This is a genomic window from Levilactobacillus parabrevis (genome assembly GCF_044051715.1).
Lineage (GTDB): Bacteria > Bacillota > Bacilli > Lactobacillales > Lactobacillaceae > Levilactobacillus > Levilactobacillus parabrevis.
In genome coordinates this window covers 511711-534907 of record NZ_CP168688.1, presented here as the reverse complement: position 1 = coordinate 534907, position 23197 = coordinate 511711, and the positions used below count along the sequence as shown (strand labels likewise).

General features: G+C 46.6%; 13 protein-coding genes. 8 read left to right on the top strand and 5 right to left on the bottom strand.

What is annotated here, in order from left to right:
- The first annotated feature begins 130 nt into the window (after positions 1–130).
- Positions 131–493 (top strand): hypothetical protein, encoded by a 363-nt coding sequence (locus ACEPSU_RS02600; protein WP_395322705.1) that lies wholly within the window; start codon positions 131–133, stop codon positions 491–493.
- A gap of 110 nt (positions 494–603) precedes the next feature.
- On the opposite strand, the gene ACEPSU_RS02595 is transcribed toward ACEPSU_RS02600, so the two are convergent.
- Together ACEPSU_RS02595 and ACEPSU_RS02590 are read right to left on the bottom strand one after the other, a co-directional pair.
- Positions 604–1377: an ABC transporter permease gene (locus ACEPSU_RS02595; RefSeq protein WP_395322704.1), complete on the bottom strand. Its 774-nt coding sequence runs from the start codon at positions 1375–1377 to the stop codon at positions 604–606.
- 16 nt (positions 1378–1393) lie between these two features.
- Entirely contained in the window at positions 1394–2329 is a 936-nt protein-coding gene (locus tag ACEPSU_RS02590) for an ATP-binding cassette domain-containing protein (protein ID WP_395322703.1), read from the bottom strand.
- 151 nt (positions 2330–2480) lie between these two features.
- Here ACEPSU_RS02590 and ACEPSU_RS02585 point away from each other — a divergent pair, with 151 nt between their 5' ends.
- Entirely contained in the window at positions 2481–2999 is a 519-nt protein-coding gene (locus tag ACEPSU_RS02585) for a MarR family winged helix-turn-helix transcriptional regulator (RefSeq protein ID WP_395322701.1), read from the top strand.
- A gap of 129 nt (positions 3000–3128) precedes the next feature.
- Here the strand turns inward: ACEPSU_RS02585 and ACEPSU_RS02580 are convergent, their stop codons facing one another.
- From ACEPSU_RS02580 to ACEPSU_RS02570, 3 genes are all read right to left on the bottom strand, one after another.
- Positions 3129–5663, bottom strand: coding sequence for an AAA family ATPase (locus tag ACEPSU_RS02580; RefSeq protein WP_395322699.1), 2535 nt, complete (start codon positions 5661–5663; stop codon positions 3129–3131).
- A gap of 187 nt (positions 5664–5850) precedes the next feature.
- The gene (locus ACEPSU_RS02575; RefSeq protein WP_395322697.1) at positions 5851–13845 is read right to left on the bottom strand and encodes an MBG domain-containing protein; all 7995 of its coding nucleotides are present in this window, start codon (positions 13843–13845) and stop codon (positions 5851–5853) included.
- 883 nt (positions 13846–14728) lie between these two features.
- On the bottom strand, positions 14729–16786 hold the full coding sequence (locus ACEPSU_RS02570) for a MucBP domain-containing protein (RefSeq protein WP_395322695.1): 2058 nt from the start codon (positions 16784–16786) through the stop codon (positions 14729–14731).
- Between the two features lie 334 nt (positions 16787–17120).
- On the opposite strand from ACEPSU_RS02570, the gene ACEPSU_RS02565 reads away from it, so the two are divergent.
- The 6 genes from ACEPSU_RS02565 (at position 17121) to ACEPSU_RS02540 (ending at position 22986) form a co-directional block, all read left to right on the top strand.
- Positions 17121–17405 (top strand): hypothetical protein, encoded by a 285-nt coding sequence (locus tag ACEPSU_RS02565; protein WP_395322693.1) that lies wholly within the window; start codon positions 17121–17123, stop codon positions 17403–17405.
- 24 nt (positions 17406–17429) lie between these two features.
- Positions 17430–17606 (top strand): hypothetical protein, encoded by a 177-nt coding sequence (locus tag ACEPSU_RS02560; RefSeq protein WP_395361587.1) that lies wholly within the window; start codon positions 17430–17432, stop codon positions 17604–17606.
- Between the two features lie 75 nt (positions 17607–17681).
- Positions 17682–18659 carry a LacI family DNA-binding transcriptional regulator gene (locus ACEPSU_RS02555; RefSeq protein WP_395322689.1) on the top strand — a complete coding sequence of 326 codons (978 nt, stop codon included), beginning with the start codon at positions 17682–17684 and terminating at the stop codon, positions 18657–18659.
- 177 nt (positions 18660–18836) lie between these two features.
- Complete coding sequence (locus ACEPSU_RS02550) at positions 18837–20084, top strand: oligosaccharide MFS transporter (protein ID WP_395322687.1); 1248 nt, start codon at positions 18837–18839, stop codon at positions 20082–20084.
- Positions 20085–20159: 75 nt separating this feature from the next.
- A complete protein-coding gene (locus ACEPSU_RS02545) occupies positions 20160–21512 on the top strand; it encodes a glycoside hydrolase family 172 protein (protein WP_395322686.1) in 1353 nt (450 codons plus the stop codon).
- Positions 21513–21528: 16 nt separating this feature from the next.
- Positions 21529–22986, top strand: coding sequence for a glycoside hydrolase family 32 protein (locus tag ACEPSU_RS02540; protein WP_395322684.1), 1458 nt, complete (start codon positions 21529–21531; stop codon positions 22984–22986).
- Positions 22987–23197: the final 211 nt, after the last annotated feature.

Below are 23197 nucleotides of genomic sequence, written 5' to 3'. Positions count from 1 at the left end.
ATTCGCATTTCCCCTCGTCTCTGTCAAATTGCTACGTTTTTTTTAACATTACTTCAACCGCACAAAGCCCTAACAATCTTGTGCTACATTTAGAAACGTTCCAATGGGAATATAATTCAGGGGGGGATTTATGATGAAAAAAGCACTGTTGATTTTAGGCATTGCCGGTATGCTTGGCACGATGGGGACTGGAACCACTATTAGTCACGCTAGTACAATGACCGGAGCGGTCCGTTACTACAAGATTCATAAAACGACAACCATCAAAAAGAATTACAAGAACTTTAAGCTAACCAACCATCAACCGAACAGCAACTACAAAGCAATCAAGACGTTCAGTTGGAAGACGGCTAAGCTGAAAGCCGGCAGCAAGGTCAAAATCGACCTAGCCGCCAACCAAGGTACGCAATACGACTGGTACCGCATCAAGGCGACGACCAAGCACGCGACCCACCGCTACTGGGTATATGGCCAAGCCTTGAATCTTAAATGATGCTGCCACTAAAAAAGCGACTAGACCCTCGAAACCGTCTAGTCGCTTTCATACTACTATTGTATAAATCACCCATTCAACTGGGTCTGACACCGGACTTATCATCTAATCTAATTACGATCATACGCCCAAACAGCAAGTGGTGCGAAGACCGCAACGATGCCAATATCAAAGATCAAGACCAGCAGAGCTTCATGCGTCCAACTTCCGGTTGCCAAGATCTGCCGAATGGCGGTAATCACGTAGGTTACTGGATTCAAGTTGGCAATAACCCGCAGCGGCTTCGTTAACGAGTGCAATGGAACAAACGCATTCGACATGAATGACAGTACCAACATGGTCATCAGTGACGCACTGTTGACCGCCCCCGCACTCTTGGCTAACAATCCCATCAGTGCGAACACCCAGGATAATGCCCACCCCGTAATGATCGCTAACAGACCAATCGCAATGACCCAACCGAATCCCACGGCCGGCCGCCAGCCCATGAGATAACCCGTCGTCAACGACGTCACTGTCGCAATCAACAAGCGTAAACTATCGGCAAAGAGCTGACCAGCTAACGGCGCGATGTGGGCCATGGGTAACGACTTGAAGCGATCAAAGACCCCAGAATCAAGATCCTCTCTGATTTGCGCGCCCGATCCAGATCCCGCCGACAACATTGTTTGAATAAGGATCCCGGGAACAATGGTTGGTAGATAGGCCTGGACACCACCAGCAATGGCACCCCCAAATAAGTACCCAAACATTAACATAAACAATATTGGTTGAATAATCACATCCATAAAGTTATCTGGATTGTGAATCGTCTTTAATAAGTTCCGATATGCCATCGTAGCCGTATTCATAAATACGTTACCTTTGTGCGTTCTTACATCCATTTTGCATCCCGCTTTCTTAGTTCTTGCCGACCGTTAGATTCATGAAGACATCATCCAATGAAGGCTCTTTAACCGATAAATGATCGATATTAATTTTGGCTTGCTTTAAGGTTGCTAAAATTTGCGTTAGCTGGGTGACTTGCGCTAAACTCATGCTCAACTGTTGCCCAGCCCGCTGAATGGTTCCTGTCACCTGGGCGGCCAACAGTTTCATCGCTTGGGCAACCTGGGCGGTATGACTCACGGTGAAATTCAATTTAGTTCCGCCAATCTGTTGCTTGAGTTCAGCCGGCGTCCCCATCTTCACGACCTTGCCGTGATCAATAATGGCCAGGTTATCAGCCAATTGGTCGGCCTCGTCAAGGTACTGGGTCGTCAGGACCACCGTTGACCCTTGTTTTACTAGTTGCCGAATCGTGCCCCACATCTGGGTACGCGTCCGTGGGTCCAGCCCCGTTGTGGGTTCATCTAGAAAAATCAGTGTCGGCCGCGTAATCAAGCTAACCGCCAAATCTAACCGCCGACGCATCCCGCCGGAGAAGTTCTTCAATGCCTTATCTGCGGAATTTTCTAAGGAGAACTCATTGAGGAGCTCCGTCGTCCGCTGCTTAGCTTCCTGTCGTGACAATCCGTTTAGTCGGGAGAAAATCATCAGGTTCTCCCGTGCCGAAATATCTTCATCAACGGATGCATATTGCCCGGTGAGACCAAACATCGACCGCGCCAGTCGGCCCTCTTTAACGGTATCGTGACCAAAGATCTTCACTTGGCCCGTATCAGCTTTGAGCAAAGTCGTCATCATTCGCAATGTCGTGGTCTTCCCCGCACCGTTAGGCCCGAGTAGCCCAAAGACTTCTCCTTGCCGGACGTTAAATGAGATATCATCTACGACTGTTTTTCCGCCAAATTTCTTGGTTAAATGCGTCACTTCAATTGCATTAATTGCTGTCATCTTAATCCCCTCTTAGCTTTACCTTTTAATCAGGTCCCCCTGACTAAAATTATAATAAGGCCCCCTGATGAATTTGTCAACACTTTGGGTTAAATCCTTAATGCCGCTATCAGCCAATGTCGGGTATAATGGCTTTAGGGAGGGCGATGACATGCCTAATTTAACGAAACAAAAAAATGCGGCTGGTAAGCTGATTGAATTCGGCATGGTCAGCCATACTGCCGATGAAGTAGCTCAGCGTACCCACGCGGACAAGGGCGACCGCCCACTACGGTTTCAAGGCCAAGGGAAGATCCTACTGGCCTTATCGCAAGACGACGGCCTGTCACAAAAAGAATTGGCGACGCGTCTCAATCTAGCCGTACAATCGACAGCGGAATTTGTTAATAAACTGGTCAAAAAGCAATTGGTGACCAAGGAAAAGTCAACGACAGATCGCCGCAAAACAATCATTCGTCTGACGGATTTGGGCCGTAAAACCGCGGCAACTGAAACTTCAAAAGTCCCAGCATACTTAGATTCACTGACGGATACCGAATTGGAACAGCTCACAACCATCTTGACGAAGATTAATAACAATCTTTACGATGAAATCGATGCTATGACGCCGGCCCAATCCAACAAGTTCAAGGCAACGGTGGCGGATCACCTGCGCGACTGGTTTATGTAGTTTTTCTGAACGTAAGTGCACCTGCGATAGGGTCCGTGAAACACTTGAGCACCAGTGATTTTGTACCTATACGCAAAAAAATACGGTTGGTTCCAATTGGGAACTGACCGTATTTTTGTGTAACTAGAATTAGTCAACTAAATGGAATTTTTCAAAATGCGCCTTCAGGTAATCCACCGTCAGACTCTTGGCTGTCTTGATCAACTGTTGCGGCTCACCACTAGCCATCAACCGACCACCTGCCTGCCCACCCTTGGGGCCGAGATCAATCAGGTAATCAGCGTTGGCCATCAGATCAAGATCATGCGTGATGATGATAATCGTGGCCCCCTTGGCCTTCAGGCTGTTAATCACACCCAGCAGCGTTTGCACGTCTTGGGGATGTAGGCCAACGGAGGGTTCGTCAAAGATAAACAGTGTCTTGCTCTGGCGTTTGTTCAGGTGGCTCATGAGCTTTAACCGTTGGGCCTCTCCACCGGACAGGCTCGGCGTGCTTTCACCTAAATGCAGGTAACCCAGCCCCATTTCATCCAGCAACTGAAGCTGTTTCTCAATCTTGGGCACCGTTTCAAAAACGGCTAACGCCTCACGGACCGATAAGTTTAACAGGTCGACAATATTGTAGCCGTGCCACCGAATCTGTTGAATCTCGTCCTTGTACCGTGCGCCGTGGCAGTAAGGACAGACCTCTTCCATGTCCGGCAAGTATTGAATATCCAGGGTAATGGTACCCAGTCCGCCACACTGTTCACAAGCCCCTTGCTTGTTATTGTACGAGAAGTAAGCGAGGCCAAACTTCTTGGCCTTGGCTTCCGGTAAATTGGCAAACATTCGGCGCAAGTTATCCATGATGGTGGTATAGGTGGCCACCGTCGAGCGGGCATTCTTCCCGATCGGCTTGGCATCCACGGACACCACATCCTTCAAATGGGTCTCCAAAGTCGTCACCTGTTTCGGCAGAGCGGCCTGGTCATTCGCCGCCCGAATTGCCGGGACTAGGCTGTCCAAAATCAAACTCGTCTTGCCAGCACCAGAGAAACCGGTGACAGCGGTAATTTTGTTTCCAGGAATGGTCACAGCCACGTCGTGTAGATTAAAGTAATTCTGAACCTCAAACTGCGTGGTGAGCTCGCTGGCCTGCCGACTAGCTGGCACCTTGTCATGCATAATTTTGGCTTGCCCCGAAATATAAGGCCCAATCAGTGACTGAGAATTTCCCACTAGGTCTTGGGGCGTACCTTCGGCAATGATTTGACCGCCGGCATCCCCCGACCCAGGACCAATCTCAATCACCCAGTCAGCGGCCGCAATGATATCGACTTCATGGTCAACCACCACTAAAGAATTTCCTTGGGCAATCAGTTCCCGAAAAATCCGGATGAGCCCCTTAACGTTATCGGGATGTAACCCAATGGAGGGTTCATCCAATACATACAGGACGCCCGTGGTCTCCGTCCGAATGGTCTTGGCTAGTTGAAGCCGTTGGAGTTCCCCAGTCGACAGCGTATTCCCGTTCCGCGATAAGGTCAGGTAATCCAGTCCCAGTTCCAGCAGGGGCCGCAACGTATCCGTCAGATTCTTAAAGAGAACGTCAGCCATGGCTTTCATCTCCGTCGGCAACTCTGCCTTCGCCGCAGTTTGCCACCCGGCTAACGATCCAAGGGTCAAGTCAGAAATTTCTGCAATATTTTTACCTCCGACTAATTGCGTCAAAAGTTCTGGATTCAACCGCGTTCCATGGCAAGTCGGACACTCAGAGAAGTGGAAAAATTCGTTGACCTTCTTGATGGCTCGCTCACTCTTCACCGTCTTCAGCGAATCGTAGACGGCTTCGTGGGCGTTCTCATAAAGCGTATTGTCGGTATGGAAGACGCGACCAGTCGAAGTCCGAAAATCCACCGGATACTGTTTCTTGGCACCGTTGAGGACAATATCCTTTTCCCGATCGGTGAGGTCCTTGTAGGGCACGTTGATGCGCACGCCCAGCGTTTCCGCCACCGTCGGCATAAAGTTTCGGCCGGGTAAATGCCAGGAGGCCACGACCCCTTCGGCTAGACTGAGATTCTCATCACCAATCAGCTTATCCTTGTCTAAGGTCTGAACCGTCCCCGTCCCATGACATTCTGGGCAGGCACCGCCGGAATTGAAGGCAAAGTCTTCGGCAGATCGCGCCATGAATTCGACCCCACACTCCGGACAAGTCACAACTCCCATCTTGCTGTCTGCGCCACCCGGTAGATCCATGGCCTGAGCAACTTTCAGACTGGGCGCAATCCGGTGGCCGTTGGGACAAACCATCGAACCGAGGCGTGAGAAGATGAGGCGTACAACGTTAAACAGCTCACTCATTGATCCAACCGTTGAGCGTTCGGAAGGAACTCCCGGCCGTTGTCGTAGGGCGATAGCGGAGGGAATGTGCCGAACTTCCTGAACTTGCGACCGTTTACTTTGGCCGATTCGCCGTCTGGTATAGGTGGATAGCGCCTCCAGGTACCGCCGCGACCCTTCCGCATATAAAATGCCCATAGCCAATGAACTCTTCCCGGATCCCGAGGGACCTGAAATTGCCACAAACTGGTTCAATGGAATATCCACGTCAATATTTTTTAAATTATGGACATTCCCACCACGTACACTAATATGTTCACGTTGTCTTTCACTCATTGTTATACTTGCCCACCTTTGCCTTTAGTTCCGTTCATAATACTTATCATTTTAACCTATCCCGTAACGTTACAGTCAAGCGTAAGGTCCAAAAAAGAGGTTCAATCCGCAAGTGAATTGAACCTCTCAAAGTCTCTTCATCAAAATCCATTGACAAAGAGCCCATAAAACGATGACGCAGCAAAAGCTATTTTGCAATTACCAGTGTCTTATTCCCACTGATGTAGGTGCCATTAGACAGCACCAACCGCGTTGTCAGGTTATGCTTCTGAATCTTCTTGACTGTCAGTTTAGTCCCACGCTTGTAGTGGCGGACAGCCTTACCATTCATAGCGTTCATAGTTATCCGGTTGTAGGCGTTAATGCCATGTTTGCCGATAACCCGAATGGTCTTTGGCTGAGACTTGTAGTAGGTGTTGCTGACAAATTTGCTATTTGCCGTGATATATCCGGTCTTGCCATTAGCGGCGCGGACGTGGTAACGGAGCGTGCCGGCCTTAGAACGGGCGTAACCGATGACGACAAACTGTGGCCGATTTGGCCGTCTTTGCTTCGTGTACCAGTGAAGGCGCGTTGCTTTAGAAAAGTTCGGATCACTGTAAAAGCCAATCTTCTTGAGCGCGTAAATAGCAGCATACTTACGGGCTGCAACGGCCTTGTCAGCAAGCTGACGCGTAAAGATTGGAGCTGCTACGCCGTTCTTACCAAATTTAACGGTGGCAGAACCGCCCTTACCGTCAGGCAGAACAGCAAGTAAGGCATCGGGTTCAATCGCACGTTGAACAATGAGTTTACCATTCTTCAGCTCACTAACAATCCGATCACCACTTACTGGATCATACGTGTAGACCACTTGAAGACCATCAGGCCATTTCTTGGTAATCTTCACGACCTTATCAGCATCCTTCGCTGGTGCGCTCACACCTGCACTATAGCTCGCTGGCGCATGCGTAAACGTTGGCGCTGCATCGGGTTGATCAAGTTTGACAGTTACTGTACCACCAGCACCATCCGGCAGTGTCACTTCCGAAAGTCTAGTGGCATCCGGATTGTCGGGATCAACAGGTTGCTGCTCAAGTGGTTTCTGAGCAACAGACTTCCCGTTTCTTAGCTCGTTTACCATCTGTTTGCCATTGTCGTTGGTATAGATTGTCTCGCTACCATCTTTCCACTTCTGGTCTACTTTGACGATATCACCAGCAACATTTTTCGTCGTGGCAGTAACGTTGCCAAGTTTATCAGTCACGGTCACCGTCGTATCATGCTCAAACGTTGGCATCTCGCCTGGTTGCCCGGTGTTAACGATGGTTTCAACACCATCGCCACTCTTCAACGTGGTCGTCGAAGGAGAAGAAACTTCTTCCTGCCGATCGATCTCTTTCCCGTTGTTTACCTCAGTTATCGTCGCTTTACTACTGGTTGGATCATACGTGTACGTCGTTGTACTATTATCCTTTGGCCACGTCTTAACGACCTTGATGACGTTGCCAGCATTGTCCTTTGTCACAGTCGTAACAATTCCAGAATCATCTGTCGTTGTATCCGTCGTGTCATGTTCAAACGTTGCCAGTTTGGTCGTAGGATCATAGGTAACGATAGTGCTCGTCTTATCATCATCAGTAATAGTTACCTTATGAGAATCAGCGGGAATCTCCTGTGAGTCGACGATCGTTTTCCCGTTCTTTTGTTCACTCACATCACCTTTTCCTGTGGATGGATCAAGCTTGTACGTGGTTTGGGTACCATCGGGCCAATTCTTAACGACTTTGACAGTATTACCAGCATCGTCCTTCGTTGTAGCAGTAGTGATATCATTATCAGTCACCGTGTCCGTCGTATCGTGTTCAAACGTTGGCATCTGACCTGGTTCGACAGGGTTAACAATGGTTTGAGCAGCATCACCACTGTTCAACGTTGCCTTAGCAGTGATTCCGGTCGTAGGATCGTCGGTAACGAGTGTCGCTTGGTCAACCTGCTTACCATCTTTTTCTTCAGTTACCTTCTGGACCTTAGTGCCTGGATCATACGTGTACGTCGTTTGGCTATCACCTGGCCACTGCTTAACGACCTTGACGACATTACCAGCATCGTCCTTCGTTGTGGCAACAACATTACCAGAACCATCTTTCGTCGTCTGGGTCGTATCGTGTTCAAACGTTGGTGCTGCGCCTGGTTTACTTACGTTAACGATGGTTTGAATGTCATCACCATTCGACACAGTTGCCGTTGTTTCAGGATTTCCAGTCTTAGGATCGGTAGCAAGTGTCTTTTCGTCAACCGTCTGGCCATCTTTGCTGCCCGTAACCGTCTGCTTTCCATCATTCAAAGGATCATACGTGTACGTCGTTTGGGTACCATCGGGCCACTGCTTAACTGCTTTAACAACGTTGCCTTCAGCATCTTTCGTCGTGGTGGTATCACCATCCGTCTTTGTCGTTTCATGCACAAACGTTGGTGCTGAACCTGATTCACCAGCTTTAACGATGGTTTGAACACCGTCACCAGTCTTCAACGTTTCCGTCGCATCAGTGATTCCGGTCGTAGGATCGGTAACGAACTTCTTTTGGTCAACCTGCTCACCATCTTTTTCTTCAGTTACCGTCTGTTGACCATTTTCATCCGTGTACGTTGTTTGGCTACCATCGGTCCACTGCTTAACCACTTTAACAACTTTACCATCGGCGTCTTTCGTTGTAGCAGTAGTGTTTCCAGCATCATCTTTTGTCGTCACGGTCGTATCATGTTCAAACGTTGGTGCTGAACCTGATTTGCCAGTGTTAACGATGGTTTGAACGCCATCACCACTCTTCAACGTTGCCGTATCATTGTCTCCGAGCGTTGCCTCGTCAATCTGATTGCCACCGTTTTCTTCAGTTACCGTCCGTTGACCATTAACATCCGTGTACGTCGTTTTGCTACCATCAGACCACGTCTTAACGACCTTGACGACATTACCAGCATCGTCTTTCGTTGTAGCAGTAACGGTTCCAGAATCATCTTTCGATGTCTGCGTCGTATCATGTTCAAACGTTGGTACTGCCCCTGGTTCGCTTACGTTAACGATGGTTTGAATGTCATCACCATTCGACACAGTTGCCGTTGTTTCAGGCTTCCCGGTCTTAGGGTCGGTAGCAAATGTCTTTTCGTCAACCGTCTGGCCATCTTTGCTGTCCGTAACCGTCTGCTTTCCCTTATTCAAGGTATCATACTTGTACGTCGTTTGGGTACCATCGGGCCACTGCTTAACGACTTTAACAACGTTGCCTTCAGCGTCCGTCGTTGTGGTGGTATCACCAGCCTCATTTGTCGCCGTTGTCTCATGCGAGAACGCTGGCAGTTTGGTCGTAGGATCAAGTGCAACGATAGTATTCGTATTCGGGTCGTCAGTCAGCGTAAGCGGATCACCAGCAGGGTTAAACGGCTGCTGGTCAAGCGTTTTGTCGCCCTTTTTATCCGTTACTGTCAGCTTACCATTGTCATTCTTGTAAATTGTTTCGCTGCCATCAGCCCACTGCTTATCAATCCGAACCACGTTACCAGCTGCATCTTTTTCAGTAATTGTCACATTACCTTTGGCATCCTTATCATTGCCCAAAATCTTCAATGTCCCATTGTTAACGGTAACGGCATAGTTTGCTGAGTCGGCGGTCCCGGTAATTGTGTACGTCCCAATATCAGTCTCAGAGATTGGGGCCAGTTTAACACCGAGCTCATCACTCGATTCGCCATCGACTAACTTATCACCCGCTGCAATGCTAAAGCCATTCGCACCATGTGCCGAGCCGTCGTAATCAGTAGTGACATCATTAATGTTCACCGTAATTGGCCGCTTATTCACGGTCAATGTACCTGTCCCAAAAGTGAGTGTGAAGTTGCCATTGGCCTTGCTCAAAGTATCCTGAGCAACTTTGGTTAATTGTACTGTGTAGCTACCAGCTGGTAATTTATCAGCTTTTACCACTGAGTGTGTCGTTGTATCAACAAACTCGAAATTGTCCGCACCAAGTTGTTCACTAGCATCTGGCCCATTAACTGAGACTGACAAACTTGGTAATGAATCACCATAAGTCATAGTGGTCCCCGTTACAGCCACGTTGCCATCCGCTGGGTTAATCGTAAAGGTTCCTGGAGTAAAGTTGACTGCGTAATTCGGGTTCAGGTCTGAAGATGTATTCGTAATATTATACGAGCCAACATTTTCGCCTGACGTCCGAGTAAGCTTTACGCCAAGATCATCACCAGCAACTAAACCAGTGCTTGCGCCTGTACTTGTATCGGTTAACTCTAGGTCAGGATCTGCATCGCCATAAGTCTTATCAATATTTTTCGCTGTCACTGAAACTGGCCGTGGGTTTACAGTCAGGGTACTCGTCCCAAACGTAATAGCATAGTTAGGATTTTCCGAAATCAGTCGATTTTTGGCAGTCTGGGACAGTTGTAGCGTGTACTTGCCATTAGCTTGTACTTTGGATGCGCCAACTGTATTACCAGTAGTATCCACAATTTCAAAGTCAGGTTGAGTAATGGTACTAGTGGTTCCTGGCACGTTGTCTGTGGACGTGAACGTAGGGTATGCATCGCCATAAACCATGGTAGCGGAACCTAAGTCCACAGAACTAGTTGCTTGCGTAATCGTCAACTTGCCCGGGGTAACTTTAACGTCATAGTTGTCTGAAGTTGCAGTCCCTGTAACAGCATCCGGATACGTTCCAGCATCCGTCTTAGTAATCTGGTTCAACGTAACCCCCAGAGCAGTAGACGTATCGCCTGGGGCCAAAGCATCATCGGGCACACTGTAGCCATTGGTTGCGGGCGCAGAACCATTGTAAGTAGTCGCAACATCATTAGCTGTCACCGTGACTGACTTCTTGTCGATAGTTAGGCTTCCTGGGGTAACGGTAATGGTGTAATTATTATTCAGCTTTGACGTAGGGTCAGCACTGATTGTATATGGCTGAGCCTTAACATTTTCACCAGCATCCCGATTGAGCGTCACACCCAAATCAGAGAGGTGATCATTATTGACTAGCTCACCGCTTGAGACACCGGTAAGCTCAAATTTAGGATCACTCTCACCATAAGTCTTTGTAACCGTTGGTGCAGTCACGGTGATGTCCCGTGGCGTCACAGTTAAAGTGCTTGTGCCAAAATCAGTAATGGTGTAATTATTATCCGCCTTCAAATCAGCTTGGGCCTTAGCCGTATAACGAATCGTGTACTTGCCCCCAGCTTGAAGTTGGTCAACAGGAACGACAGCCTTGCTATCGGTATCAACAACTTCATAGTCGTCTTGGGTGAGTACATCATCGGCACCCGCTACCTTGGTACCTAGGCTGCCACTAATTTCAGGCAACTTACCATCATTACCACCATAGACGACAGTCGCCGCGTTAATAGTTGGTGCCGCAGCTGCGGGGGTAATCGTGACTGTTCCAGAAACGTAGAGCCCAGCATTCGGGTTGTCTGGCGTTAAGCTCTTAATATAGCTCCGCCCTGCTTCCGTTAACTTGAAGTAGTAGGTACCCACGTTTTTTGGCGTAACGTGTGTATCTGAAGCAAGTGCATCAACGTAATAGAAGTTATTTGGATCGGCAAATAAGCCCGCCAATTGGTCAGCAGAGACTGTAACGCCAAACCCGTCACCAAAAATAGCTTTAGGATTCTCTAATGGCGTACCGTAGTCCTGAGACCAAGAGCTAAAGCTCACCATGCTGGCTTGGGTTGCGGCGTTAGTCGTCGACATATTATCTACATCTTTTTTAAATTCACTAAGTGATGTATCCATGCCACTAATGCCGGCATAACCGTCTTGGCTATCTTTAACAATGGTTGCGGGGTCACTTGAATTCTCCGCATCCTTCAGAGACGCTTTAGCATCCGCATTAGTCTTCGAAAGTTGGTCATAGACGTTGTTCACAGAGTCCAATAAGCTCTTTGCGGCAGTCTTTTGCTCATCCGTAATATCAGGTGAAGCCACAAATTTATCATAGATATCTTGCGCCGCAGCCTTCTCAGTATCGGCCTTAGTTTGATTGTCAGTCGCCTGTTGAATCCACTTATCTAGCGTCGACTGCGTTGGAACCAAGATACTCTTACTATCCTGGGGCGTCGTGGAATCGGTAGAATCCGTCCCAGCGGCATTAGGAACCGTCGACCAAGTGTAGGCTGGCGTGCTACCGTCAGTGATAGCTTTGCCATCTTCACCGATTGGCGTAGCGTTGAGGGCATCCGTGACGGATTGATTCGTCCCTACAGTTACTTTAGCCGTAACTGGGGTCCCATCAATCGTTTCACCAGTAGCCGTGTAATAGTGTTCGATTGGGTTAGCGACATCCGTTTCCGTCGATGCTGTCGTTCCAGTGTTAATCTTCACTTTATCCTGGGCAACCGTTTCGCCGGCTGCGGGCGCATCCAGGACAACGGTCACTGGGGTGTAGCCAGGCACTTGAACAACGACTGATTTACCGGCAACCGTGGTCACTTGGATAGGATCCATGCCAGGAATGGCCTCCCCGGTCACAGAATCAACTGGCGTGACTTTGGCTGTAAAGGCTTGACTGATAGGTACACTAAACGCTTGGTTAGCATCCCCAGTCACCTTGTAGCTGTAGTACGATGCATCAGCAAGACTTGAGGCGTGAACCGTCCCATTGCTGGCAGTGGCTTGGTCGCCATCAACAACATAAACATTGCTCGTCGTACTTGCAGGAATTACCGTAACCAGGCTAGGATCCAGGGTTGGATCTGCGGCCACTGCTCGCTCCGCTGCTTCCTTCGTAGAGAACACAGAAATGGTATCCCCGATGTTAGCAGTAACTGGCGTCGTGGTACTTACAGGGGTGTCTCCGGCCGTAGCATCTGCCACGGTGACGTTCACTGACGCTGTCTTTGGTGTGTAGGTAAAGCTGTCGATTCTGGCAGAGTAATCATTCTTATCTTGCCCAGTGGAAGCGGCAATTGAAATTGAATAACCTTTTGAAGTGTCGATGCCAGCAAGTGATCTAGTGAAGCTTTGATGCTGATTTGTAAAATCCATAGTCAACACTTTAGTAAACGAGTTATAGGACATCGTAAAATCCATCAGCGGATCGGTCGCCCGGTTGCTTAAGTCAAATGCGCTAGCTGCTTTCCAATCATTTGCGTTAGTAACCTTTTGAATAACACCATTGGCATCAGTTGACCGCCAACCAAAGTAGGCACTATTACCAGGATCAACAACGCCACTCGTATCATCACCATCGTTATAGTGGTCATCGTAAACAAAGGCAAAGGCATTATTCAACCCACCTAAGCCTAAATTACCACCGCTCTTACCTGTCGTTGCATATTCTGGATCACCGGGTGCGAACACAATGCCGACACCATCAGCTCCACCCGTGGTTGTCCCAATACCCAAGGCACCGGTCATCGAAAAGTTATGGTCAAAATCAATTTCATTTTCAAAAGAGACGTGAGCAACCTGGGGGGCGTTACTTACGGGAAATGAAAAGCCAGGATTACTGGGATCTGTGTAATTATGTGTACCAGGAGTCGTCAACTGCCAAACACCCTGAGAGTTAGCCGCCTGTGTCTTCGTATTCGCTGCAGAAACTGCTGCAGCAACTTTAGGATCATTCAAGTTGGTAGTTTTACTATTACTGAGAGTTTCGACTTTATTCGTAAAGTGGTCCTGAACCTCGCTACCAGATAGCGTCACGCCGGACCCATCCGTCTTACCAACTGACATTGATTGGTCTGGCGTTAAGGTTTGATATTGCTTAGCAGGCGTTGCGGCATCAGCTGTTGCACTTGCAGCTACTTTACTAGCAGAAATATCCGCTGATTCAGCACTGATAGATGCTGGAGAATATGATTGCGTTGCTGGTGTTGCATCTGTTGGTGCCGTAGCTGCGGGTTCTTTAGGTGCTGGTGTCGTAGTCGCTGGTGTTGTTCCATCAGTTTTGCTGGAACCAAGTGTTGTACTCCCCGTCGTTGTTGGCGCTGGTGATGGAGACGTGTCCGCCACCGGGGCATCCCCCGTTGCCGCGTAAACGTTGACCGTTCCCGTACTTTCAGCGATGGCTACCGCCGAAAGGCCAACTAACAGCGTCCCAAATAAACGGGTCTTAATCTTCCAGCCCGTATGTCCCTTGTATAAAATAAAATTCTTTTTTGCGGTTTGATTTGCTGCTTTCTGTCTCAAACTTGACCTCTCCTTTTTCAACGGTGATGAATCCTCACGCACTCAAGAACCGATTTGCTTAATCTTGAACCCCAATCCTCAATTCTGATGCTTAATTGCCATGACAACCAGTTAGTATAATTACCTTTTGTTGGCCATTCTGTATATACATACTATGACCAACCAGTAACAGTATTGATGTAAATCAGTCTATCCATCTAAAACGGGTATCATTACCTTCTTCATGACGGACATTCCGGTCAATTACCCACTTTCGATGATTCGCTTAGAACAAAAAGCTAAGTACCTAGTCACTTACTCACCGAATTTGTATATCTACCGGTTGTCACTGATTCACAACTAATTAGACAGGCTTCAAAAAACAGCGTTTAAAGTCGTTTCGTCTGCTAACCTTTTTGTGGCTCTTTTAATCACAACAACATTATAAGAGTGAAGGGGCTAGCATTCAAGTCGTTAATCCTTCTGGAGAGGTAACCGTCACAGACGGTCTTAGATGTTACCAAAGCTTATGCAATCCACTGTATATTAATTATATGTACAAGGCTTTATATCAACCTATTTTCTAACGTTTCCACGTGCATTTTGCATAAATTTTCTGCAAAATACCCTACCATGCCAGTCCACATAAACGAGCCAATAAAATTTCAAAAAAGCATAATCAGTTATAAATTTCACTACCATAAAGTAGCGTTCGTCATCCAACACCGCTTCTTTATTCGTCCACTAAAGACAATATGTGCAGATTCAAAAATAAGGTTAGCCCCACTCACTGGAACTGACCCTGTTTTATGCCACTCATATCTATATCACATGTTATCTACAATCGCAGCCGTATCGGTTAAATCTCCTTGAAACATCGCCTCAGCACCTAGATCATTAACGCCTACTGTCGATGCCGCTTGAACCACCAGCCACCGAGACCGGCAACCAAAACGACCCAACCTAACCAGCGAATCGGGGTAGCCCGCTCATTCGTAGCGGGCAAGGCCACCGGTTGTTTTCCGGGCTTCGTTGCTGCCGCAAACGCACTCCCAGTATGGATTGGCAACGTTGCAGTCGATTGATTGGTTTGGCCACTACTGTTGGTTGCCTCATTTCCAACTGGCAAGGATGGCTCAGCTGGTTCAATCCCATCTCCCTGGCCACCACTCACTACATCAGGCGCATAGGTATAGGTCACGTCCACCGGTTGCTCGCCAAAGATCCCGACAGCATTCGTTGGTCGCCCAACGACATGATAGCCAGCCAGTGGCAGTGGTTGCGTCTGATAGCCACTTCCCACTTGACCAACAACACTGGTATCGCTATGGACTGGCATCCCCCCAGTGGTCTGATAATGCACCGTCACACGCCCCTGCTTAATGGTCGGCAATGTTGGTGTAGGACCCGGCGCCGGGGTTGGCACCGGTTGTGGATTGGGCGCAGGGTTCGGTGTCGGCGGGGTAACCGGTGATACGGGGGCCGGTTGACGATAAACGTAGGTCACCGTGATTGCCTCTTCGCCAAACACCCCCCGAGCGTTGTCGGGATTTCCCTTCAGCTCATAGCCTGGGATCTTGGCAGCTTCCGCCTGATAGGCATCACCGATATCTCCCTGCAAAGTCTGACTGGCCGCCAATTCATGGCCTTGTTCATCCTGATAGTTCACCGTGACTGGTTCGGCGGCATCGCCGATATCATACCTTTGGACAATCCAAAAGAAGTAACCGTCCTTCACATACTTCGCGATTAAGAAATAATAATTACCGGCCTGATCGCCACCCTCGGGAAACAGGGCCTGGTCGGTAATATTCATGAAATCGAGGCCGCCCTTGCCATCCTCAGTGACCTCACCACCCTGGGTGTACCAATACTCGACAGCCTCACCACCGTCACTCAAAGCGCCATTCACATAATGATGCACCAAAGATATATCCTCAAGCTCCTGCTCAACGCCCGTAGCCAACTCACCGTTCTGTAAGTGAATTGGAATATTCAAATGGGCTTTACGTGTCCATGAGTTCACCTTGATGGGCTCTGGAAATATGTACTGATACGTCTGATTATCACTGACATCGGCCGGAACGTTTTTCAAACTTGAAAAATCCGCGATAAAATTATCATGGAGTTGTAACTCCGTGAGATTGGTTAGTCCCGCCAACGGCGAAACATCACTGATTTGATTATTACTCAGCCATAACGTTTTAAGTTGCGTCAGTTTTCTTAACGGCGAAACATTCCTGATATTGCCAAAATTTTGATAGGGCGCTTCATCCGGGCCCCCACCACCCATCATGAGGGTTTCTAAATTAGTGGCGTATTCCAGCCCATCAAGAAGGTATTCTTCGCCACCCGGATTGTAAGTTGACTCGCCATTCTCGCCGCCATAATAACCGACGTATAACGCCTTCAACCGCTTCAGATCATCTTTCGTAATATCGGCGGTCGACTGCCAAGTCTTGTCATCATCCGGGACTGGGATGAGGTGGGTCAATTGATAAAAGATTGCCCGTTGGAGTCGCTTATTCGGCATCCACTGGTCAATCGACTCGGCGAACTGCTTATTTGCCTCACGCGGTCGGTTGGACTTAGCCACATCCGGCTTCGGCGTGTCAGGTTTCTTCGGTTTGACCACGGTTTCCGTCGAGGTAGCCGCCTCGTTAGTGGCCACGGTATCCGACACAGCCGTCGCAGGCTCAGTCGCCTCCGTTATCGGTAGTTTGGACTCACTGTAACTGTTTTCGTTCGGTCTATCCGACGACGCGCTTCCCAAGAGCTCCTTCTCTGACCGATCCACGCCCGATTTATCCGCAGACTGCTCGACCGTCGCCGGGGTCGCCGCTAGGGCCTTCACCGGTGTGATGAGCGGCCCACCAATTTCAGTTAAAATAATTGCGGTGACCATCCAGCTTTTAACGTGTCGTGTCGCTTGGTATCGATTGACCTCTGCTCCCCAGTGCATGTCAAAATCCTCCTGTACCCGTGGTAATCATTGCCAGACGCCACTGATTACTACAGGATAATAATGATTGCTCATCTGTTATAAGCTGATTTTAGTATATCGAAATTCGTTTTAATTTTCTATAGGTTATTAACATTTTATATTGTATCTAGACGGTAACCTGTTTCACCATTAATTGATTGTCGCCCACAATCATCACTTCAATTCCAATTTGCGTATGAAACGCCCTCAATTTGGACTCATCATACACAACAGAACCAGCTCTGTTGTTTTGTGAATTTGACTAGTATACTCTAGGTATATAGTGCATCTTTGACTCGAAAGGAGACCTCCCATGACTGAGTACTTTCTTATTAACCACCAGGATTACTTTGCGGCTGGTTTCATTATCAATAACGGTGCTGCATACGTCGACACAGCCGCTGGCCTCGACGTTGCGGTAGCGGTGAAGATTGATGCTCCGGCAAGTGCCAAGACCGCGTTATACCATCAAGTCTTGACGCGCCCAGCTGCTGGTAGCGAACGCACCCAACTAACCGAGCAAGAACAAGCCCAGTTGACCCAGAAGCTCGATGAAGGTTTTAACCTAATTAGCACTGATAAATTGGAAAGTTGCTAAATTACCACATATGAGGTGACCATGATGACTGAAACTGTTAAAAAGAACGAGACTAAACCGGCTGACAATCCGTTTTGTCATGCGGGGATGACCTGTGCCCCCGGTTGTGGCTGTGCTAGTGCCGATGGCGTTTGCCGCTGCCCAATGATTTCTGAACGTAAGTGTGCCTGCGATGGTTTCTGTGGTGTGCCTAAGCACTAGATTTACACGTGTCACTGCTCTGGCCAATGGACCTAAAAATATATAAACTCTAATAATAATGATTTAGGTGACGTTATGAAAGTAAAAATGGAAGATGTGGCAAAGCTTGCCGGCGTCTCAAAGACGACAGTTTCAAGAGTGCTGAACAAGCGTGGCTATCTTAGCACCGAAACGGTTAAAAAGGTTCACGCGGCTATGGATGAATTGAACTATCGTCCGAACGTAGTCGCCCAGCAATTATTTAAACAAGAAACGAAACTAGTTGGTTTAATCTTTCCGACGGTCAATAATCCTTTTTATGGGCAGTTGGTCGCCACAATGGAAAAACAACTTTTTAAACACGGCTTTAAAGTGTTGATTGGTAATTCGATGAATGATTCGAATAAGGAACGTCTTTATCTGCAGGAGTTGATGGCGCATCAGGTAGACGGCCTAATTATCGGCTCCCATAATCGAGGCGTTGAAGAATATAAGCATACCAATCTTCCTATCGTCGCAATTGACAGTATCATGAATAAGGATATTCCAGTCGTGTCGTCCGACAATTACATGGGTGGCACGTTAGCAACGGAACTGTTGATTGACCATGGCTGTCAGGTCATCATTCATACCAATGATCCTGAAGCGATTAAAAGTCCCGCCCAGCGTCGGCGCCAGGCGTATGAAGACACAATGACTAAGCACGGGCTCAAGCCAATTGTTTATACGCTGGATTTTGATTTAAATAAAATTGAAAAACAAAAACGAATCCGGGAAATTTTTCAAGACCATCCAGACGTTGATGGCATGTTCATCTCAAATGATATGGACGCTGCGATAGTCATGGATATCGCCACCCAATTAGGCCGGCAGATTCCCAATGATTTAAAGATCGTGGGTTATGATGGCGCCGACATGACTAAAATGTTGCTGCCAAATTTGACGACCATTGTGCAGCCAATTGACGATATGGCTAACAGTGCCGTTGAGACTCTATTACGGCGAATTACTGACAGTCATTATCGCAATGATCAAACCTTCCCAGTTACAGTTTGGCAAGGAAAAACGGGATAAAAAATATGGAACCGGTTGACATATTTAAAGTAAGCGCTTACAATGTATTTTGTTAAGCGCTTACTTTTATCGATGTATGTCAACCGGTTACACAAAAATATTGACTGGTTGCGAATGCAATGGCAACGCAGGAGCAACACTGCCCAGTCGGAATGAGAAGGAACTTGGTTTAACATCATGAAAGATAACATAAATCTGAAACAAGAAATAAGAAATCCTAGCTACTTGCAGAGTGCCACGACATTATTTCTTTATTTTAGTTCATGGGGAATATGGTGGGCATTCTTTCAAATTTGGTTAACCAACACCCTGCATATGTCTGGAACGCAGGTTGGCGAGATATTCTCGGCAAACTCGATTATTACAGTTATTTTGATGACAGTTTACGGCGGGATTCAAGACAAATTAGATATTAAACGTGGCCTATTGTTGGTATGCTCTTTGACATCAGTACTTGTTGGGCCGTTCTTCATCTTCGTGTATGGCCCTTTATTAAAAAATAGTTTTTTAGTTGGTTTGATATTAGGTTCATTATTGTTGTCGATGGGATTTTTGGCAGCTACGGCTGTCTATGAAGCATTATCGGAACGAATCAGTAGACGGACACACTTTGAATATGGGCATGCGCGAATGTTTGGCTCCTTAGGTTACGCAGTTTCTGCCATCTTTGCAGGTCTCATTTTTTCTATCAATCCTGATTTGAATTTTATCGCTAGTTCGGTTTTAAGCTTGATCTTATTCTTGGAATTGAAATACTGGTATCCAGATAAAGAAATAAAAAAAGAGGTAAATAACAGTTCACCTTCAATTAAAGATATGTTCCACGTTTTAAAACGGCTAGACGTTTGGAAAATGATTATCTTTGTCATGTTGTCATGGACCTTCTACACTGTTTTTGACCAACAAATGTTTCCTGGGTTTTATACAAAGTTATTTGCTACCCCCAACGCTGGTGAAAGAATCTATGGTCTATTGAACTCATTAGAGGTTTTTGGAGAATCAATCATGATGATTGTTATTCCCTATGTGATGAAGAAAATCGGTGTCAGGAAAACATTGCTTTTAGGGGTTACGGTTATGTTCATCAGAATCGGCGGATGTGGCGTTGCCAAAAGTATCATAACGATTTCACTAGTCAAAATGTTACATTCCATTGAGGTTCCCCTGTTCATGTTGGCAATTATTAGATACTTTACACTGCATTACGATGTTAAGTTGTCGGCAACGCTGTATATGGTTGGCTTTCAAATTGCCGCCCAAGTTGGACAAATTATTCTATCAACTCCCCTGGGGATTCTGCGCGACAACTTAGGATACAGATCGACATTCTTATTTGTCGCTGCAATTGTATTTATCGCCGTTATCTTCGGCTTCTTCTTCATCGAAAAGGATGATCAGAATGTGGGAGGTGACCCACTATCCTAATTGCACTGAAGTAACCGGCTTAATTGACTGACTACTATAAAGTAATAGCAGGTTTACAAGAAAGGACAACTAACCATGAAAAATAATTTAGACTATCTAACTAAGAGTCAAGACGCAAGAACTGCCAGATTATCAAGTTATGATCAGGATGGGAAAAACCAAGATTATTGGATGATTCCGGCAGGAGAATCGATCACTTTGGGTGAAATTGAGGGTCCCGCTTGCATCACGCATATGTGGATGACTTCATTCTGTCGCAAGACAATTGGACCTGGGATTGTTGATCCTATTATGGGTAGCCACGTTGCCCCTGTTAATGAGATTGCCAATCCGTTAGGTGTTACTTGGGAAGAACAGGATCCCTTTTATTACCGGACGGCATTATTTAAAATCACCTGGGATGACGAAGATACACCAAGCATTTTAGCCCCATTAGGCGACTTCTTCTGTATTGGGAACTCGTTACCAGGGAACTTTCAATCCGCCCCATTCAACGTTTCTGTAAAACCCGAGGAAGCCAATAAGTTTGGTGCACCAGCCGCCAGAAATTGCTATTTCCCAATGCCATTTAATAAAAAGGCCAAGATTGAGATTATTAATCAAGGTGACTTACCATTCGGGCTATACTTCTATATTGATTATGAAATGTATAAAAAGCCCTTGCCAAAAGATACTTTGTACTTTCATGCAAACTGGAACCGCAACCTTCCCTGCCGTGGATGGGGCGATGATTTACAAGTAAACAGTCCTGAAGTCCAAGATATCAGCAACTTATCGGGTAAAGATAATTACGTCTTGTTAGATACTAAGGGAAAAGGGCACTATGTCGGCTGTAATCTTTCCGTTACTCACTTCCAAGGTAGCTGGTGGGGTGAAGGCGACGATATGATCTATGTCGATGGTGAAAAGGTTCCAAGTATCAATGGTACCGGGACCGAGGACTACTTCGGTCATGCCTGGGGAATGCAGAAGAATAGTTTCCTGTATAATGGGTCGATTATTCATGAAAGCGACATGCCAGGCTATCAGGTTTCTTATCGATTCCATCTACCAGATCCCGTCAGATTTTCTAAAGAAATCAAGGTAACCATTGAGCATGGGCATGCTAACCACCTTTCCGACGATTGGGCTTCAACAGCTTACTGGTATCAAACTTTGCCTTCTCCAAAGTTAAGTATTTTACCAGTTGAAAAACGGATTCCAGTCGTTGCCAAAATGGATGTCCCAACATTGAGCGATGCTGAAAAACCTACGCTAACCAAAGAACAAAAAGAAGCATACGCCAAGACTAAAAAGAGAAACGAGTGGTATTCCGCAGGTAAAAACAAAGAAATGCAACTTAAATTTGATAAAACCCACCGTGCTGAAAAAGGTAATCTTGCAGATGCCAAAGCGGTAAGAAGCAAATATCAAAAGGAAGACGATTAGAAGAAGGTGGTAAGTCATGGATAGCCAAAAGGTAAATATAACTGAACTTACTCGGGAAATTTCTGAAAAAGGACAACAAGTTGCTAAGGCCCCGTCACGATTGAATTATCACTTTATGCCACAAATTGGCTGGATGAATGATCCAAACGGGTTTATCAAGTATAAAGGTGAGTACCATCTGTTCTACCAATTTTATCCGCACGGGACCTCATGGGGTCCCATGCATTGGGGTCACGCCAAAAGCAAAGATCTATTGCATTGGGAATATCTGCCAGTGGCACTTGCCCCATCGGAAGCCTATGACTGCGACCCCAACATTGAAGGCTATGGTTGTTTTTCAGGATCCGCAACGACGCAAAACGATGACTTAGTTTTGATGTATACCGGAGATGTTGATAGTAAAGAAATTCCACAAACGCAAAACATCGCAATTTCAAGTGATGGCATTAACTTTGATAAGGTCGATTTGAATCCTGTAATTCCTAACTTTCCTAAAGAAGCCACTAAGGATTTTAGAGATCCTAAACTATTTAAGGTCGCCGATACCTGGTATTCAGTGATTGGGACACACAACGACACATTAGGTGAACTTGCTTTATACAGTAGTCAAGACTTACTCAAATGGAACTATCTTGGAATTCTTGCCCAAAGTAACGGTAAACAAGGGACGATGTGGGAATGCCCGAACATCATTTTATCGAGTCAAAATGACTTTTTAATTGTCTCTCCAATGGAAGGAACAGTTAACCAGAAACCAATCTACATTTCAGGAAAAGCCAACTTGGAAGAACCCAGCTTTAAACAGAACGGCCAAGGAATTCTAGATTATGGGAATGACTTCTATGCGCCGCAGACCATGGACGTCGACGGGCGACATATTCTGATTGCTTGGATGAATCAATGGTTCTCAAAAATGCCAACAGCAGATGATGGCTGGTCGGGTGCAATGACGATTCCACGCGATATTACGATTAAGAATGGTCGTCTCTACCAAACGCCAATCAAAGAATTAGAGACGATTCGAATTGATCAACTTAGTGAAATCAGGAACCAGGAAGTTAGTCATCTTGAACAAGACATTCCTGAAGCTTCAGAACTGAAATTCAACTTGCAGATACCAGCAGACTACGCCGGCAAAATTGAATTGGAGATTGCTGATCGTAAAAACGCCAATCAAAGCTGCACATTGACAGTTGATTTGAAAAAATCAGAAATTATTTTAGACTGTTCAAACTACAGCGTTGAAAAGCGGGAGATCTGTAAAGCACCCTATGAGGGAACCGGAGATACCATTGATTTCGATATTTTCTTGGATACGAATTCAATCGAAGCTTTCATTAATAATGGCGAGACGACAATTACGAATCGCATTTATCCAGAAGCTAAGCTAAAGACCATGAAGTTGGTTTGCGATAATCAAAAAACATTTGTTGTTAATGCCTTCTCTGCATGGAAACTGGATAAAACGATTTAGAGACTGTCGGAGCATTTAGAAAAATCTGTTTTAGTAGTTACCAACTTACGTTACGTAATTGTAGCTTGAAATTGTGACATTAAGATTTAAATCGAAGGAGTCGTGACATAACTAGTCTCATTTTTGAGGGGCTAGTTATGTCACGACTCCTTCGTTGGCTCCAAACATCGGTCACTAAAACAGCTATTACTTCGTTCCGGGTACTTAACTT

What these genes read in the sequence shown, in the direction of transcription:
- ACEPSU_RS02550 (WP_395322687.1), top strand. Translation starts at nt 18,837, where the DNA reads ATGAAAGATAACATAAATCTGAAACAAGAAATAAGAAATCCTAGCTAC.
- ACEPSU_RS02580 (WP_395322699.1), bottom strand. Translation starts at nt 5,663, where the DNA reads ATGAGTGAAAGACAACGTGAACATATTAGTGTACGTGGTGGGAATGTC.
- ACEPSU_RS02585 (WP_395322701.1), top strand. Translation starts at nt 2,481, where the DNA reads ATGCCTAATTTAACGAAACAAAAAAATGCGGCTGGTAAGCTGATTGAA.
- ACEPSU_RS02560 (WP_395361587.1), top strand. Translation starts at nt 17,430, where the DNA reads ATGACTGAAACTGTTAAAAAGAACGAGACTAAACCGGCTGACAATCCG.
- ACEPSU_RS02565 (WP_395322693.1), top strand. Translation starts at nt 17,121, where the DNA reads ATGACTGAGTACTTTCTTATTAACCACCAGGATTACTTTGCGGCTGGT.
- ACEPSU_RS02595 (WP_395322704.1), bottom strand. Translation starts at nt 1,377, where the DNA reads ATGGATGTAAGAACGCACAAAGGTAACGTATTTATGAATACGGCTACG.
- ACEPSU_RS02590 (WP_395322703.1), bottom strand. Translation starts at nt 2,329, where the DNA reads ATGACAGCAATTAATGCAATTGAAGTGACGCATTTAACCAAGAAATTT.
- ACEPSU_RS02570 (WP_395322695.1), bottom strand. Translation starts at nt 16,786, where the DNA reads ATGCACTGGGGAGCAGAGGTCAATCGATACCAAGCGACACGACACGTT.
- ACEPSU_RS02600 (WP_395322705.1), top strand. Translation starts at nt 131, where the DNA reads ATGATGAAAAAAGCACTGTTGATTTTAGGCATTGCCGGTATGCTTGGC.
- ACEPSU_RS02545 (WP_395322686.1), top strand. Translation starts at nt 20,160, where the DNA reads ATGAAAAATAATTTAGACTATCTAACTAAGAGTCAAGACGCAAGAACT.
- ACEPSU_RS02555 (WP_395322689.1), top strand. Translation starts at nt 17,682, where the DNA reads ATGAAAGTAAAAATGGAAGATGTGGCAAAGCTTGCCGGCGTCTCAAAG.
- ACEPSU_RS02540 (WP_395322684.1), top strand. Translation starts at nt 21,529, where the DNA reads ATGGATAGCCAAAAGGTAAATATAACTGAACTTACTCGGGAAATTTCT.